General features: G+C 68.3%; 15 protein-coding genes. 4 read left to right on the forward strand and 11 right to left on the reverse strand.

The genetic code is table 11. The features are described 5' to 3' along the window. Nucleotides 1–279, forward strand: a 279-nt coding sequence (locus F3J10_RS36060; protein ID WP_205200536.1) for a hypothetical protein, incomplete at its 5' end; no start/stop codon positions are given. Nucleotides 280–319: 40 nt separating this feature from the next. Here F3J10_RS36060 and F3J10_RS29570 read toward each other — a convergent pair. The 6 genes from F3J10_RS29570 to phnS are packed head-to-tail and all read right to left on the reverse strand — an operon-like array spanning nt 320 to nt 6,251. Beyond that, nucleotides 320–877, reverse strand: coding sequence for a phosphonate degradation HD-domain oxygenase (locus F3J10_RS29570; protein ID WP_166914845.1), 558 nt, complete (start codon nt 875–877; stop codon nt 320–322). Nucleotides 878–928: 51 nt separating this feature from the next. Then, a complete protein-coding gene (gene phnA / locus F3J10_RS29575; RefSeq protein WP_167243589.1) occupies nt 929–2,242 on the reverse strand; it encodes a phosphonoacetate hydrolase in 1,314 nt (437 codons plus the stop codon). 48 nt (nt 2,243–2,290) lie between these two features. After that, nucleotides 2,291–3,148 carry a 2-aminoethylphosphonate ABC transport system, membrane component PhnV gene (phnV, locus tag F3J10_RS29580; protein ID WP_017920137.1) on the reverse strand — a complete coding sequence of 286 codons (858 nt, stop codon included), beginning with the start codon at nt 3,146–3,148 and terminating at the stop codon, nt 2,291–2,293. Next, nucleotides 3,138–4,073, reverse strand: a complete 936-nt coding sequence (gene phnU, locus F3J10_RS29585) for a 2-aminoethylphosphonate ABC transporter permease subunit (RefSeq protein WP_167243596.1) — start codon at nt 4,071–4,073, stop codon at nt 3,138–3,140. The genes phnV and phnU overlap by 11 nt, the downstream gene beginning before the upstream one ends. Beyond that, nucleotides 4,051–5,154: a 2-aminoethylphosphonate ABC transport system ATP-binding subunit PhnT gene (gene phnT / locus F3J10_RS29590; RefSeq protein WP_167243590.1), complete on the reverse strand. Its 1,104-nt coding sequence runs from the start codon at nt 5,152–5,154 to the stop codon at nt 4,051–4,053. Before phnT ends, phnU begins: the two co-directional genes overlap by 23 nt. A 14-nt stretch (nt 5,155–5,168) precedes the next feature. Next, nucleotides 5,169–6,251 carry a 2-aminoethylphosphonate ABC transporter substrate-binding protein gene (phnS, locus tag F3J10_RS29595; protein ID WP_098151673.1) on the reverse strand — a complete coding sequence of 361 codons (1,083 nt, stop codon included), beginning with the start codon at nt 6,249–6,251 and terminating at the stop codon, nt 5,169–5,171. Between the two features lie 254 nt (nt 6,252–6,505). Between phnS and F3J10_RS29600 the strand changes: the two genes are divergently transcribed. Further along, nucleotides 6,506–7,618 (forward strand): 2-aminoethylphosphonate--pyruvate transaminase, encoded by a 1,113-nt coding sequence (locus F3J10_RS29600; RefSeq protein WP_167243591.1) that lies wholly within the window; start codon nt 6,506–6,508, stop codon nt 7,616–7,618. A gap of 76 nt (nt 7,619–7,694) precedes the next feature. Here F3J10_RS29600 and F3J10_RS29605 read toward each other — a convergent pair whose 3' ends face one another. Genes F3J10_RS29605 through aroQ form a run of 3 tightly spaced genes read right to left on the reverse strand, consistent with a single transcriptional unit; the run spans nt 7,695 to nt 10,371 of the window. Beyond that, a complete protein-coding gene (locus F3J10_RS29605; protein WP_025100810.1) occupies nt 7,695–9,032 on the reverse strand; it encodes an MFS transporter in 1,338 nt (445 codons plus the stop codon). 35 nt (nt 9,033–9,067) lie between these two features. After that, a complete protein-coding gene (locus F3J10_RS29610; protein ID WP_167243592.1) occupies nt 9,068–9,922 on the reverse strand; it encodes a shikimate dehydrogenase in 855 nt (284 codons plus the stop codon). After that, nucleotides 9,919–10,371 carry a type II 3-dehydroquinate dehydratase gene (gene aroQ, locus F3J10_RS29615; RefSeq protein ID WP_167243593.1) on the reverse strand — a complete coding sequence of 151 codons (453 nt, stop codon included), beginning with the start codon at nt 10,369–10,371 and terminating at the stop codon, nt 9,919–9,921. The genes F3J10_RS29610 and aroQ overlap by 4 nt, the downstream gene beginning before the upstream one ends. Before the next feature lie 260 nt (nt 10,372–10,631). On the opposite strand from aroQ, the gene F3J10_RS29620 reads away from it, so the two are divergent. Together F3J10_RS29620 and F3J10_RS29625 are read left to right on the forward strand one after the other, a co-directional pair. Then, nucleotides 10,632–12,524, forward strand: a complete 1,893-nt coding sequence (locus tag F3J10_RS29620) for a sugar phosphate isomerase/epimerase and 4-hydroxyphenylpyruvate domain-containing protein (protein ID WP_167243594.1) — start codon at nt 10,632–10,634, stop codon at nt 12,522–12,524. A gap of 316 nt (nt 12,525–12,840) precedes the next feature. Continuing rightward, the gene (locus F3J10_RS29625) at nt 12,841–13,098 is read left to right on the forward strand and encodes a hypothetical protein (RefSeq protein WP_025100806.1); all 258 of its coding nucleotides are present in this window, start codon (nt 12,841–12,843) and stop codon (nt 13,096–13,098) included. A gap of 158 nt (nt 13,099–13,256) precedes the next feature. Here F3J10_RS29625 and F3J10_RS29630 read toward each other — a convergent pair whose 3' ends face one another. Further along, nucleotides 13,257–14,054, reverse strand: coding sequence for an AraC family transcriptional regulator (locus tag F3J10_RS29630; protein WP_025100805.1), 798 nt, complete (start codon nt 14,052–14,054; stop codon nt 13,257–13,259). Between the two features lie 36 nt (nt 14,055–14,090). Then, nucleotides 14,091–15,311: FAD/NAD(P)-binding oxidoreductase (locus tag F3J10_RS29635; RefSeq protein WP_167243595.1), on the reverse strand; the 1,221-nt coding region annotated here is incomplete at its 5' end.

Genomic DNA, 15,311 nt, shown 5'->3' on the forward strand with positions numbered 1-15,311 from the left:
CAGAGAAGCGAGATTATGATCAACATTTCGCAGCGCGTCAACTACTTTTTTCAGCGCCGCGATCAACACACTTCGTCGATCACTTCTCAGCTAAACGAATCAGCGGCCAACTGCTCAGGCGCTCGACGCGTCCAACCTTGCTTCCTCTTTCGTGCCGCGTTTCCGTTAGCGCGAAAGAGGCGTGATTCTAAGCAGCCCATCGCCTTCGTGCAAGCGTTTTCGCAAAGAAAATACATGAAGGGCGCCGCTTGCGCGGCGCCCTTCATGGCAACTCGTTGATACCAAAAGAAGAACCTGATTTCGACGCCTTCGAAACTCGCTATCGCGACACGTCGTGCGCCACGCGCGACGCAATCGTCATGAAGTGATCGAGAGATTTCGTGACGCCGCCAGCCCGCTTCGCACCGTCGTCCCAGCGACGCAGCCGAACCGCATCCTCGGCGTAAGGCCGCTGCATGAAGGCCCGGGCATCCGCCTCACTATATATACCGCCCTGCAGCGCCAGGCTGCGCACCGAATCCTCGGACAGCGCCCGCGCGTAGCCCGGCTCGATCGCGCACAGACAGCGCTTCGCATCCACATGCAGGCGAATCGGCTCCAGCACCGCATCCGGGAACAGGCTGCGCAAGAACGGCAGCGCGTAATACTGATGCAGATCGTCGATACCACGCGCCGTCGGCGTCTCGCCCTGCTCGTTCAACAGATGTCCGAGATCGTGCAGCAGCGCGGCCGTGACCAGCGCATCGCCTGCATGCTCGTCCTCCGCGAGCTGCGCGCTTTGCAAGGCATGCTCGAGCTGCGTCACCGGCTCGCCGCTATAGGCAGTGCCACCCTTGTGCTCGAACAGCCTGCGGATATCGTCCAGCGTCAATGCCACGTCCCTGCTCCTTCCTTTCCAGTCACCACTACCCAAAGGCAAGACCGCCGCTCAGCCCGCATGCATCGCCCGCTCCGGCACCCGCAGCGCGCGCTCGAAGGCGAAATCGTCGCCGCGCACCGCGTGGTTGAGCGCGAGGTCGAGCACGTCGAAGTTGCGCCAGCGCCGGCTGGCGTCGACCGAGGCGATCCGGCGGTTGAACAGCAGCGGCACCGCCTGCTCGCCGAAGCCGCCATGCGAACGCAGCGGCACGGTCAACGCCGAGAGGTCGTGCTCACGCTCACGCCGCCCCAGCACGAAGTCATCGCGGGCGATCACCACCACCTCGCCGATCCGGTCGGCCGGCAATTCGAAACAGGCCGCCGCCTCATTCCGGCCCATCGCCAGGGCAACGCCGTCGAGCCCTCGCAACAGCGCGACCACATCGTCCGCATCGAGATCGGAAGGAAGGTGGATCGTCGCGAACGAACCCAGCGCGCCGTGATGCACCACATGCGGATCGGCGATCGGCAACACCACGCGCGTCGGCGGAAAGTCGAGCCAGGCATCGAGCGCATCCTGCAGGTACGCGACCTGGGGCCTGCCCGTGCGCGCATCGTGCTTGGCGCTCATGCCATGATCGGCGGTCAGGCCGATCACCCAGCCCAGCGCATCGAGCTGGGCAAGATAACGATCGACCATCGCATGAAACGCATTGGCCTCCGCGCTGCCGGGCGCCCATTTGCGCTGCACGTAATCATGCGTGGCCAGGTACATCAGGTCGACATTGCGCATCCTGGCGAGCCGCACACCGGCCGCCATTACGAATTCGGACAGCGCCGGGCTATAGACATAGGGCGAAGGCAGGCCGACCAGGTCGAGCGCATCGGCGATGCCGTTCTCGGCCAGCGAAGCCTGCGCCGCCTTCTCCGCCGAGAAGCGGATGCCCTTAAGCCCCGCGCCGAGCAGCCGACGCAGCTTGTCCTTGGCCGTCACCACCGCAACCCGCGCGCCGGCGCGAGCCGCCGCGGCGAGCACGGTTTCGGCACGCACGTCGTCGGCGCCATGCAGGGCGATATCGGCGCCCTCGCCGCCGAGCGCCAGCGGATCGCGCACGGTATTGCCGCAGATTCCATGCAGCGACGGCGGCACGCCACAGGCGATCGAAACCTGGTTGGCATGCGTCAGCGCCGGCACCACGCCGTCGGCGCCGAACGACGCCCCTTCGCGCATCATGCGCGCGATGAAGGGCGTCACGCCGGCGCTCAGCGCGGCGTCGAGATAATCGGGCGAACTACCGCCGAGGCAAACGACAGCGGTCGGCGCGACGGGCAGGCGATAACGACGTCCGTTGACGTCGATCGTTTCGTGAGTCGGCTTCAGCATGGCTCCTCCATCATCTCGACGCGGCGGCGGCCTCCGCCGCCGCTCGCGCTACTGGCGCCGCAGTCGCGGCACGCGCGCGGCGATCAGCATCAACGCCGCCAGCGAGGCCACCAGCATCAGCAGCGACAGCGCCGAAGCCGGCAGGTAATAACCGCGCTCGACCTGGCCGATCACCACGATCGGCACGGTGGCGAATCCCGGCGGATAGACGGTCATGGTCGCGCCCAGCTCGCCGAGCGAGAGCGCGAAGCCGAGCGCGAGGCTGGCGCGCAACGCCGGCACCAGTTGCGGCAGCAGCACCCGGCGCAGCACCATCGACGGCGGTGCCCCGAGGCTGGCCGCGGCCTCGCGCAGGATGGTCAGCTCGGGCCGCAGCGCGGCGGCCGCGCAGCGATAGCAGAACGGCAGGATCAGCGCGAGCTGCACCAGCACCACGATGGCCGCCGAACTCGACAGGTCGACGGGCTTCTGGTGATAGGCAATCAGCACGGCCAGCCCCAGCACCACGCTCGGCACGCCGTTCGGCAGCATCACCAGCGCGTCGACCAGGGCCCCGAGCCGCCCCTGCGCACGCCCTTCGAGCGCCAGCGCGAGCCACAGCCCCAGCACGGTGCCGATCACGGCGACGCCGAAACCGATCTCGAGACTGGTTGCGAGCGCATCGAATTCGGGCTGGCCGAGCCGCTCGAACCAGCGCAGGCTATAGCCGGACGGCAGGATGGTGCCCGACCAGCGCGTGGCCACGCTCGACAGCGCGACCACCACCACCGGCAGCACGAACAGCCAGAAGCAGGCGAATGCCGCCAGCCCGAGCGCGACGCGCGAAGCGTGCTTGAGCAGCGTATCGGACCAGCCGGGTTCGGCGCGCGCCACCGGCGAGCCGCCCAGACCAAATTCAGCGGACATGCTGCCCTCCTCCCATCGCACGGCGATTCATCCGGCGGTAAAGCGCATAAAGCGTGAGCGACATCGCGAGCATCACGACGGCGCCGGCCGCCGCGCTCGGCAGGTCGAGATCGACCGAGGCGCTGGTATAGATCGCGACCGGCAAGGTGACCAGGCGCGCGCTGCCGAGCACCAGCAGGATCCCGAACTCGTTCAGGGTCAGCAGGAAACACAGGATCGTGCCGGCCGCGATACCGGGCCAGGCGATCGGCAGGATCACGCGGCGCGCCAGCATCCAGCCGTTCGCGCCGAGGCTGCGCGCCGCCTCGACCAACCGCATGTCGAGCGTCGCGAACGAAGCCAGCGTGGGCCGCACCACGAAGGGCGTGTAGAACACCGTCTGGGCCAGGATCACGCCGCCGATGCCGAACAGGAAGTCGAGCGGCGGCGCATCGAGATGGAACAGGCGCTGCAGCGCGATGCTGATCGAACCTTGCGAACCGTAAAGAAAGATCAGCGTGAAGGCGACCAGGAACGACGGAAAGGCCACGTAGAGTTCGAGAAAACGCGTGATCAGCGAGGCGCCCGGAAACGGCCGGAAAAACAGCAGCGCCGCCAGCAGCACGCCGAGCACCGAGGCCGTCCCCGCGCTCACGCAGAGCACCCACAGCGTGGTGCCGAGCACGCCGCGCGTATCGGAATTGCCGAAGAAGCCGCGATAGGCGGCGAGCGTGAAGCCGTGATCGCCCGTCACGCTCAGCAGCAGCAGGCGCGCCAGCGGATAGAGCACCAGCGGCCCGAGCACGACCACCACCAGCACCAGCAGATGCAGGCGCCCATTGCGCCGGGCCCGTCGCGCCGCCTGCGCGTGCGCGGCGGTGGAGGCATCGCGGCGCGCGGCGGCAGCGCGATCGAGCTCGAGCTCAGGGGTCGATAAGGACGACATCATCCGCCTCGCAATGCAGGGAAACGCGCGCGCCGCGCTCCGGGCTCATGCCGCGGCCGCGCTGCAGGGTGACCAGCACCGGCTGGTCGGCCGCCGCGTCGAGCATCACCGACACGGACAATTCCGAGCCATGCCACTCGACCGAGGCGATGGTGCCGTTCAGGCCGCCGCTGCCGGGCGGCTGCAGCGTGAAGCGCTCGGGGCGCACGCAGGCGAGCTTGTCGCGCACGGTATGCAGCGGATCGCCGATCGGATAGACGACCTGCGGCGGCAGCAGGTTCGCGGCGCCCAGGTAGCGCGCCACGAAGCCGTCGCGCGGCTGGTCGTAAAGCTGCTGCTGCGTGCCGATCTGGGCGATGCGGCCGTCGCGCATCAGCAGCGCGCGATCGGACAGCACCAGCGCATCGTCGCGATCGTGCGTGACGCAGACGATGGTCAGGTTCGGCAGGCGCTCGTGCAGCGCCTTCAATTCGGTGCGCACCGAGGCGCGCAGGTTGGCATCGAGCGCCGACAGCGGCTCGTCGAGCAGCAGCACGTCGGGCTCGATCACCAGCGCGCGGGCCAGCGCCACGCGCTGCTGCATGCCGCCCGAGAGCTGGGCCGGCATCACGTGCCCGGCATCGCCGAGCTGCACCAGCTTCAGCGCATCGGCCACGCGCCGGGCGATCTCGCCCGAGGACATGCGCCGCGCGCGCAGCCCGAAGGCGACGTTCTCGAACACCGACAGATGCGGGAACAACGCGTAGTTCTGGAACAGCAGGCCGAGATTGCGCTTGTGCGGCGGCGCATGGGTCAGGTCGCGGCCCGCCACGGTCAGCGTGCCGGTAAGGCCGTCGGCCTTCACGAACCCGGCGATGAAACGCAGCATGGTGGTCTTGCCGCAGCCGCTGCGGCCGAGCACGGTCAGCAGTTCCCCGGCGCCGATCGAGAGCGACAGGTCGTCGAGCACGGTGCGTGCGCCGTAGCGCACGCTCAGATGCTCGATCTGCACGCCGCCCGGCGCGGCCGCGCGCAGCGACGCGCGCGGCTCTGCTGCGCCGAGCGCGCGGGGATGGATCAGGCTGGCGGTATTCACAGGCATCCCTCGTTAGCCGATCACTTCGGCTTGACGACTTCGGTTTCCTTGCCGGAGCTGCCGATCACGTCCTTCTTCCAGCGCTCGGTCCAGCCGGCCTTCTTGGCCATCACGGCATTCCAGTCCACCGGGATCAGCTTGACGCCCGCGATCGCGCGCTTCACGGCCTCGCCGTTCTTGCCCGTCAGCGGCACGTCGGTGCGGCCCGGGATGCCGTACATGTCCGGCACCTTCGACTGCACCTCGGTCGACATCAGGTAGTCGATCAGCTTCTTGCCGGCCTCGGTGTTCGGGCCGCCCTTGAACAGGCCGATCGCGTAAGGCAGCTGGAAGGTGGTCGGCGCGTCGCCCGGCTTGGCGGCCAGGAACACCGGCTTGACCGACAGGCCGCCGTGCTCGGCGTCGTCGAGGTCCATCTGCAGATCGCCGTTGGCGACGCTGATCTCGTTGCGCGAGAGCAGCACGTTCAGGTAGCCCGTGCCCTTGGTGTGGAACTTGGCGCTGCGTTCGAGCTTCGCCAGGTAGTCGAAGGCGGCATCCTCGCCCATCAGCGTCGAGGTCAGGATGATCACGGCCATGCCGTCGCCGGCCGTGGCCGGGTTCGAGTAGGCGATCTTGCCGCTGTACTCGGGCGCGAGCAGGTCGGCGAAGGTCTTCGGCTGGTTCTTGACCACGTCCGGATTGATCGCGAACGAGAAGTAGTTGTTGACGAAGGTCGCCCAGGAACCGTCGGCCGCCTTGGCGATCGCCGGCACGTTCGCGTAGTTCGCGCTCTGGTAGTTCTGCAGCAGGCCGAGCTGGCCGGCTTGCTGGATGAACGGCGGCAGCGTCACCAGCACGTCGGCCTTCGGCGAATTCTTCTCGACGTTGGCGCGATTCACCACTTCGCCGCTGCCCGCCGTCACGATGTTCACCTTCACGCCTTCCTTCTTCTCGAACGCCGGCAGCACGTCGCGATAGAGGTTTTCGAGGCCGTCGGCCGTGTACAGCACGACCGCGCCGGCCGCGTGCGCCGGCATGGCGATACCTTGCAGCAGGCCAGCCGCGCACGCCGCGAGCGCCAGCTTGCGCAACACCGTGCCGAAGGAATTCTGGAATGTCATCTCGCTTCTCCGTAGGGCGGATACAAAGTCGGGCCGGACTCCCGCCGGCGCCTGTCGTCGTCACGGGCCCGCGTTCGGCCCGGTTTCGCGCCGCCGGCAGCGGTCGCCCCGGCAGCAGGCGAAGCATCACAGGCTTCGATGACAACTCAATGACGACACCAACGAATTCCAAAAAATGACACATTTTGCCACTACGATGCAAAGCATCCGGTGCGCCGACCGTGGCGCGCCGCCCTTTTCAGCCAGGAGGCAACGTGATTCCCGACAACGACCCGATTCTTCTGACGCCCGGCCCGCTGACCACGTCGCCGGCCACGCGCCGGGCGATGTTGCGCGACTGGGGCTCGTGGGACGCGGCCTTCAATCGTCTGACGCAAACGCTCTGCGAGGACCTGGTCCGGATCGCCGGCGGCGATGCGAGCTATACCTGCGTGCCCCTGCAGGGCAGCGGCACCTTCGCGGTGGAAGCGGCGCTCGGCACGCTGGTGCCGCGCGACGGGGTGGTGCTGGTGCCCAACCACGGCGCCTACTGCGCGCGAATCCTGAAGATCCTCGGCCGGCTCGGGATCGAGGCCATCGCGCTGCCGTTCGCCGAGCACGAGGCCGCCAGCGCCGAGGCGATCGACGCCCTGCTCGCCCGCGAGCCGCGCATCACGCATGTCGCGCTGGTGCACCTGGAGACCAGCGCCGGCATCCTCAATCCGCTCGCGCGGATCGCCGTGGTCTGCGCGCGGCACGGCAAGCCGCTGATCGTCGACGCGATGAGCTCGTTCGGCGCGCTGCCCGTCGAAGTGGCCGCCAACGGCATCGACGCGCTGGTCTCGGCCAGCGGCAAGTGCCTGGAAGGCGTGCCGGGCATGGGCTTCGTGATCGTCAGGCAAGCGCTGCTGGAGGATTGCGCGGGCCGCTCGCCCTCGCTCGCGCTCGACCTGCACGACCAGCATGCCTACCTGCGGCGCACCGGGCAGTGGCGCTTCACGCCGCCGACGCATGTGGTCGCGGCGCTGCACGAAGCGCTCGCGCAATACCAGGAACAAGGCGGGCTGCCGGCACGCGGCGCGCGCTACGCGGCCAACTGCGCGGCCTTGATCGAAGGCATGCGCGCGCTGGGCTTCACGCCCTTCCTCGATGCCGCCGTGCAGGCGCCGGTGATCGTCACCTTCCACGCGCCGCGCGATCCGCGCTACGACTTCAACGCCTTCTACGCGGCCGTGCGCGATGCCGGCTTCGTGCTCTACCCGGGCAAGCTCACCGAGGTCGACACCTTCCGCGTGGGCTGCATCGGCGCGATCGACGCCGGGCAGATCCGCCGCGCCGTCGCCGCCATCGCGGCCGTGCTCGAGCGGCTCGGGATCTCGGTACGCTGAGCCGCGAGCCCATAAAAAAACCCGGCGCCGCTCGCGCGGGCCGGGCAAGAATTCGTGCTGTTCGAGTGGAGAACGACTACAGCACGATCCGCTCGATGTCGCCGACGATGAAGATGTACGACAGCGCGCCGATCAGCGCGATCACGCCGATGAAGGCCAGCGCGCCGACGAAGGAGCCCGTCGAGGCGACGATGAAACCGACCACCAGCGGCGTGATGATGCCCGCCAGGTTGGCCGCCAGGTTGAAGATGCCGCCGGTCACGCCGAGCAGGCCTTCCGGCGCGATGTCGGACACCAGGGTCCAGCCCAGCGCGGCCATGCCCTGCGCGAAGAAGGCCACCGACATGATCGCGATCACGGCCTCGTTGCTCTCTACGTAGTTGGCCAGCACGATGGTCGAGGCCAGCAGCAGCCCGGCGATGATCGGCAGCTTGCGCGCCACGTTGGCCGACTTGCCGCGTCGCAGCAAATAATCGGAAAAAATGCCGCCGAACATCACGCCGATCGAGGCCGCGATGAAGGGCATCACCGCGAAAAAGCCGATCTTGAGCCAGGCCATGTGGCGTTCCGTGGCGAGATAGGTCGGAAACCACGTAAGGAAGAACACCAGGGTCGAGTTGCCGGCGAACTGGCCCAGGCAGATGCCGGCCAGTTGGCGCTTCTTCAGCAGCCTGCCGGCCATCGCCCAGCTGAACTTCGCCTGGCCCGGCTTGTTCGCCTTCGCCTCGCCGTCGATCAGGCCGCCGCCCTCGGCGATATAGGCCAGCTCGGCCGCGTTGGCCGCCGGGTGATCGCGCGGCTCGCGATACAGGCGCAGCCAGGCCAGGCCGAACAGGATGCCGACCGCGCCGACCACCCAGAACAGCGAACGCCAGCCGAACGCGCCCATCAGCGCGAACAGCACCGGGCTCAGGAAGGCCAGCCCGACGTATTCGCCGACCGTGTAGGTGCCGGTGGCCATCGCGCGTTCCTTCTGCGGGAACCAGGTGGCGACCACCCGGCTATTGGTCGGGAAGCACGGCGCCTCGCTGAAGCCCAGGCCGAGGCGGCAGGCCAGCAGGGTGCCGACGCCGCTGACGAAACCCTGCAGCAGCGTGCACAGCGACCAGAATGTCATCGACAGGAAATAGGTGAGCTTGCTGCCGAAACGGTCGAGGAACAGCCCGCCCGGCACCTGGGCGATCACGTAGGTCCACGAGAACGACGAGAACATGATCCCCATCACCGCCGCGCCGATGCCGAGTTCCTTGGTCAGCCCCGGCGCCGCCACGCCCAGCACGGTGCGATCGAGGTAGTTGATCATGGTGCCGATCGCCAGCAGCGCGAGGATCCGGTAACGCGCCGAGGAACGGCGCAGGCTGCCCGCGGCCGACGCGGAAACGGCCGTGGCGGGCGGTTGGGACGATTGCTGCATCGAAGTCTCCTGGTTGTTGTCGTGGTCGTGACGCCTCAGCGCCCGACGAGTGATTCGAAGTGCGAGAACATGCGCTCGGCGTCGGGTTCGCGGCCGGTGAAGATCTCGAACGCGTCGACCGCCTGGTAGACCGCCATCCCGCCGCCCGGCAAGGTCCGGCAGCCGAGCTCGCGCGCCACGCGCACCAGTTCGGTCTCGAGCGGGAAATAGACGATGTCGGCCACCCAGGGCTTGGCGTCGAGCAGGTGTGCCGGCAACGGCAGGCCCGGGTGCTTGGCCATGCCGGTGGGCGTGGCGTGGATCAGGCCGGTGGCGGTGGCCATCGCCGCGTCGAGCGCGCTGCCCGCCGTCACCGTCGCCGCCGGGAAGCGCGCCTGCAGTTCGACGGCCAGCGATGCGGCGCGCGCGGGTTCGACGTCGAAGATCGTCAGCGCCTCGGCGCCGAGCATCAGCGCGGCATGGGCGACCGCCGCGCCCGCGCCGCCGGCGCCGAGCTGCACCACGCGCGCCATCGACACGCCGGCCAGGCCGCGTCGGAACGATTTCGCGAAGCCCGACCAATCGGTGTTGTGGCCGCTGCGCTTGCCGTCGGCGAAGCGCACCGTGTTGACCGCGCCCAGCGCTCGCGCATCGTCGGACAGCGAGTCGAGATGCGCGATCACGCGCTGCTTGCAAGGGTGGGTGATGTTCAGGCCGTCGTAGCCCATGCGCTCGGCGGTATCGAGCAGTTCGGGCAGCGCCTCGACCGACAGGCCCAGCACGTCGAGATCGAGGCGCCTGTATACATAGTTGAAGCCCTGCAGGCGGCCTTCTCGCTCGTGCATCGCCGGCGACAGCGAGCCGCCGATCCCCTGCCCGATCAAGCCGATCAGGAACGATTGGCCGTTCATCGCGCCGCCTCCTTCAACAAGGTGGCGAGCCGCTGCAGCGCGAATACGTAACCCTCGGTCCCGCAGCCGCAGATCACGCCCTGCGCGACCAGCGACACATAGGAATGGTGGCGGAACGCCTCGCGTCGATGGACGTTCGAGATATGCACCTCGATCACGGGCTTGTCGATCGCGGCGAGCGCGTCGGCCAGCGCGACCGAGGTATGCGTGTAGGCTGCCGGGTTGATCACCACGCCGTCAATCCGCGTGCGAGCCTCGTGCAGCCAGTCGATCAACTGGTGCTCGGCGTTCGACTGGCGGAACTCGATCTCCAGGCCGAGCGCGGCGGCCGCCTCGAGGCAGCGCCGCTCCACGTCGGCCAGCGTCTCGGCGCCGTAGATATGCGGCTGGCGGGTGCCCAGCAGGTTCAGGTTCGGTCCGTTCAGCACCAGGACCTTTGGCTTCGACATCACAAGCAGACTCCGGGAAACGGGTGCGTATCGCGTGGCCACGACGCACCCTCACAAACTTTTTGAGGTGGCGCAAGTGTGCGCCAGGCGCACGCGGCTTGTCTTTCGGGGTTTATGCTTATTTGTACCATCTAGTTAGTTTGTATAATCCGACAACCTAATTCAATAGAATCGGGAACTTGCGCGATCAACGAACGGCCTTGGAATTAACCTTTTCGTCCGTTGTCGCCGTTTCCGAGCTTTCCTGCAGGGATTCGCTCATGAAGCGTTCGATTGCCACCGTGTCGCTGGCCGGCACCCTGGTCGAGAAACTCAAGGCGATCGCGGCGGCCGGCTTCGACGGCGTCGAGATCTTCGAAAACGACCTGCTCTACTTCGACGGTTCGCCCGCCGACATACGCGGGATCGCCGCCGATCTCGGCCTCGAGATCGTACTGTTCCAGCCGTTCCGCGATTTCGAGGGCGTCGACGCCGGGCAGCTCGCGCGTAACCTGGAGCGCGCGCGCCGCAAGTTCGACCTGATGCACGCGCTGGGCACCGATCGCATCCTGGTCTGCAGCAACGTCTCGCCGCAAACCATCGCCGACGAGGCGCTGCTGGTGGACCAGCTCGGCGCCCTGGCCGAAGCCGCGCGCGGCGCCGATGTGATCGCCGCCTACGAGGCGCTGGCCTGGGGCCGCGTGGTGAAGACCTACGGCCACGCCTGGCGCTTGGTCGACGCGGTGAACAGCCCGCATTTGGGCCTCGCGCTCGACAGCTTCCACACGCTCTCGCTCGACGACGATCCCGACGGCATCGCGCGCATCCCCGGCGATCGCATCGCCTTCGTGCAGATCGCCGACGCGCCGAAGCTGGCGATGGACGTGCTCGAATGGAGCCGCCATTACCGCTCCTTCCCTGGCCAGGGTGACTTCGACCTGGCACGCTTCACGGCGCGCGTGATCGAATCGGGTTTCAGCGGGCCGCTTTCGCTGGAGATCTTCAACGACGGCTTCCGCGCCGCGCCCACCGCGATCACGGCCGCCGACGGGCTACGCTCGCTGCATCACCTGGAAGACATCACGCGCCTGCGCCTGGCCGCCGAGGGCCGTGCTCCCGCCGCCGACCAGGCGCTGTTCGCGCCGCCCGCCGCGCCGGCCCACGTCGGCTTCAAGTTCATCGAATTCGCGGTGGACGCGAGCGCGGCCGCGAAGGTGGCCGACTGGCTCGGCAAGCTGCGCTTCCGGCTGGCCGGCCGCCATCGCTCGAAGAACGTGATGCTCTACCAGCACGGCGCCGCCTCGATCGTGCTGAACGCCGAGCCCGATTCCTTCGCCGACGCGTTCTTCCAGCGACATGGGCTGTCGCTGTGCGCCTCGGCCTTCCAGGTCGACGACGCGAGGCTGGCCTTCGAGCGCGCGGCGAGCTTCGGCTTCGCGCCGTTCTCGGGCCGCGTCGGACCGAACGAGCGCGTGGTGCCCGGCGTGCAGGCGCCCGACGGCAGCCTCGACTATTTCGTCGACGAGACGCCCGGCGCGCCGACGCTCTATGAATCGGATTTCGTGCTGACCGACGTGGACGGCCCGGTGGAAGTCGGCCCGCTGACCGGCATCGACCATGTCTGCCTGGCGCTGCCGGCCGACGCGCTCGATACCTGGGTGCTGTTCTTCCGCACCGCGTTCGGCTTCGAGGCCGAGAAGAGCTGGCTGGTACCCGATCCCTACGGGCTGATGCGCAGCCGCGCGGTGCGCAGCCCGGACGGCAGCGTGCGGATCGCGCTCAATGCCTCGGTGGATCGCCACACGGCCGTATTCGAATCGCTGAACCGCTATCACGGCTCGGGCCTCAACCACGTGGCGTTCCGCACCGACGACATCGTGCGCGCGGTAGCCGAGGCGGCCGCCGACGGCGTCGCCTTCCTGCGCGTGCCGCGTAATTACTACGACGACCTGGCCGCGCGCTACGCCCTGCCCGACGATTTCGTCGACACGCTGTGCCGTCACCACCTGCTGTACGACCGCGACGAGCAGGGCGGCGAATTCCTGCATGCGTATACAGAACTGGTGGACGAGCGCTTTTCGTTCGAGATCGTCGAGCGGCGCGGCGGCTACGATGGTTACGGCGCCGCGAACACGGCGGTGCGACTGGCGGCCCAGGCGCAGAGGAAAAAATGAGGATTGGGCCGGCGGCTCGATGCTGCCGCCGGCATCAAGAATCTATTGTCGCGGGCGCAACTTTCCGGCCGTAATGAAGCCGCCCGCAGCAAACCGCGCCGCCCCGAAGCCCGCTTCCCGCGGCGGGCCGGGCCTTCGCGCGACACCCGCGGCGCAGCATCGCCGAGCCGCCCACCGACGCCGTTACAGCCAGTAACGATAGGCACCTCTTGCAATTCCCCTGACCGTCCCGATTTTAAGAATCGTTTAAGTCTCGGGCGGCACCATCCGCTCCAATCGTTTTTCGAGATACAAGATAGAAGAATTGGAGGTTGCAATGAGCGCCAACGATGCATCCGGCCGCCCGGCCAGCCCCCCGTCACGTCCAAAGACGATGCTGCGTCGTCTGTTGAGCCATCACGAGATTGCCACCTTGCTGGTGCTGCTGCACGCGCCGATCGCCGCGAACGCGAAGCCGGAGCTGCCGGCGCTGGAGGAAGCGGGCCTAGTCGAGATGGTGGGCGACGGTCCCGCGCCGCTGGTACGCCTGACCGCCGACGGCAGCGCCGTCCTCAAGGGCCTCGGATTTCGTTGAGCCGGCGGCCCGGCCCTGCTTTTCCTTCCCGACGTTTTCCTGACGAACCCTGACCGAGGCGTTCTCGGTCCGAGGTCTTCATTGGCTGGCGCCTGCCGGTCAGACCGTTAGTTGCGCAATCACGCCAAAGCGGCACGACACCCGCCGCCACGTTCCCCTCAAGCCCCGCGTTCCGCCTGCAAGGTCATCCGGTACTCGGTCGGCGTCACCCCCACCGTCGCCTTGAACTGCCGCGAAAACGCGCTGTGATCGGTATAGCCGCAAAGCGCGGCGACATCGGTCACCTTCTCGTGCGTGACGAGCAGGGCCGTGGCCGCGTCGAGCCGCGTCTTCAGCAGCACCTGGCGCGGCGTCAGGTGAAACACCTTGTGGAAATACCGTTCGAGCTGCGCGACCGACATCCCGGCCATCTCGGCCAGGTGCTTGAGGTTGAGCGGCTGCACGTAATGCTCCTGGATGTACTGCACCACGTCGGCGAGCCGGCTGTAGGCCGGATGCGAGCCCTCGTTGGCCTTCAGGTCGCGCGAGATGCCGGCCAGCCCGACCACACGGCCGAGCCCGTCGCGCAGCGGCTCCTTGGTGGTCAGGCACCAGCCCGGCTGCCGCCCCGGATAGAGATGCAGCTCGAGCTGGTCGGTCAGTTGCTGGCCGGCATGGATGGTCGCCATGTCCTGCTCGAGATAGTTGCGGCCGAACCGGCGCGGAAACACTTCCTCGGTGGTCTTGCCGTAGAGCTCGCGCTTCTCCTTGAAACCGCAGCGCTGCGCCAGCGTGCGATTGGCCAGCACGTAGCGGCCGTCGACGTCCTTCACGAAGAAGGCCACATCGGGCAAGGCATCGAACACCGGTGCGAGCTGCGCGAAATGCGCGAGCATCGCGTCGAGCCCGTCGCCCGAGCCGGGTGCCGGGCGGATCGCGTCGAACAGCGGCGAGGAGGAATCGGCGGGCGAGGTCATGAGTCCGGAGAAGGTCGGGAAATCCGCGTGCGTCGATTATAGGAGCGGCTCGTCGGCGGCAAGCGTGCCGATGCGAACCGGCGAGAACGGCGGGCGCGGTATCGCGGCCTCCTGCCAGCCCAGCAATGCGGCGCCGGCCGCGCCGCAAACGCGGCCTTGGCAGGCGCCCATGCCGCAACGCGTCTGCAGCTTCGCGTCACGCGCATCGGCATAACCACGCGCGGCGCCCAGCGTGACGTCCTCGCAGCGGCACAGCACCGTGTCGTCGGGCGGCAAGGCGCGAGCCGCATCACCGAGCGCGAAGGTCCGCGCGACGCGCGCGGCGAAACCTCGCCATACCTCGCGCTCGCGCATCAGCGCGGCAACCCGCCGATCGCCCTCGTCGACACCGGCCGCCGCCAGCCCTGCCAGGGCGCCCTCGGCGCGCGCCAGTTCCATGCCGCCGATCCCCGTGCTCTCGCCGGCCGCGAACACCGCCTCGCGGGAAGTACGCTGCCGCGCATCGACCGCCACCGCGCCGTCGCGCAACTCGCAGCCGAGCGCAAGCGGCAGCGTCAGGTTCGGCACCAGCCCATAACCGCAGGCGATCCGATCGCATTCGATCACGCGCTGCCGCCCCTCGATCTCGATGGTCGCGGCCTCGACGCGCGCGCTGCCATGCGCGGCGCGCAGCACGCCGCCCGTCAGATAGTCGACGCCGATGAAGCCACGCGTGAGCCGCGCCGCCTGCACCAGCTTCGAGGGCGTGGCCGCCAGCGACAGCGCGAAGCCGCGCACGGCCCGCGCGCTCGCCTGCTCGACCACGGCAAGCACGTTTGCGCCCGCCTCGCGCGCCGTCGCCAACGCGGCGATCAGCAGGGGCCCGCTGCCCGCGATCACGATCCGTTCCCCGCGCACCGGCACGCCGCCCTTGACCAGGGCCTGCAAACCACCCGCGCCGGTCACGCCCGGCAGGGTCCAGCCGGCGAAGGGCAGCAACAGCTCGCGCGCGCCGGTGGCCACGATCAGCTTGTCGTAGCCCAGGATCGCGCCACCCGCCTCGGCAGACGCCTGCTCGAGCAGCAATTCGCGACCCGGCAGGGCAGCCACCACGCGCGCGCCCGGGATCAGCTCGACGCTGCTCGCGCGCAGCGCCGCGAGCGATTCGACCAGCGGCGCGGCCGGTTCGAACACGGGCCCCTGGCGCCAGATCTGGCCGCCGGCTCGCGGATTGTCGTCGAGGATCGCGACGCGCGCGCCGGCGCCGGCAGCCGCGCG

Origin of the sequence: Burkholderia sp. Cy-637 (assembly GCF_011753175.1) — a bacterium.
Taxonomy (GTDB): domain Bacteria; phylum Pseudomonadota; class Gammaproteobacteria; order Burkholderiales; family Burkholderiaceae; genus Burkholderia; species Burkholderia gladioli.

What these genes read in the sequence shown, in the direction of transcription:
- F3J10_RS29620 (WP_167243594.1), top strand. Translation starts at nt 10,632, where the DNA reads ATGAAGCGTTCGATTGCCACCGTGTCGCTGGCCGGCACCCTGGTCGAG.
- F3J10_RS29630 (WP_025100805.1), bottom strand. Translation starts at nt 14,054, where the DNA reads ATGACCTCGCCCGCCGATTCCTCCTCGCCGCTGTTCGACGCGATCCGC.
- F3J10_RS29610 (WP_167243592.1), bottom strand. Translation starts at nt 9,922, where the DNA reads ATGAACGGCCAATCGTTCCTGATCGGCTTGATCGGGCAGGGGATCGGC.
- phnA (WP_167243589.1), bottom strand. Translation starts at nt 2,242, where the DNA reads ATGCTGAAGCCGACTCACGAAACGATCGACGTCAACGGACGTCGTTAT.
- F3J10_RS29625 (WP_025100806.1), top strand. Translation starts at nt 12,841, where the DNA reads ATGAGCGCCAACGATGCATCCGGCCGCCCGGCCAGCCCCCCGTCACGT.
- F3J10_RS29605 (WP_025100810.1), bottom strand. Translation starts at nt 9,032, where the DNA reads ATGCAGCAATCGTCCCAACCGCCCGCCACGGCCGTTTCCGCGTCGGCC.
- aroQ (WP_167243593.1), bottom strand. Translation starts at nt 10,371, where the DNA reads ATGTCGAAGCCAAAGGTCCTGGTGCTGAACGGACCGAACCTGAACCTG.
- phnT (WP_167243590.1), bottom strand. Translation starts at nt 5,154, where the DNA reads ATGCCTGTGAATACCGCCAGCCTGATCCATCCCCGCGCGCTCGGCGCA.
- phnU (WP_167243596.1), bottom strand. Translation starts at nt 4,073, where the DNA reads ATGTCGTCCTTATCGACCCCTGAGCTCGAGCTCGATCGCGCTGCCGCC.
- phnV (WP_017920137.1), bottom strand. Translation starts at nt 3,148, where the DNA reads ATGTCCGCTGAATTTGGTCTGGGCGGCTCGCCGGTGGCGCGCGCCGAA.
- phnS (WP_098151673.1), bottom strand. Translation starts at nt 6,251, where the DNA reads ATGACATTCCAGAATTCCTTCGGCACGGTGTTGCGCAAGCTGGCGCTC.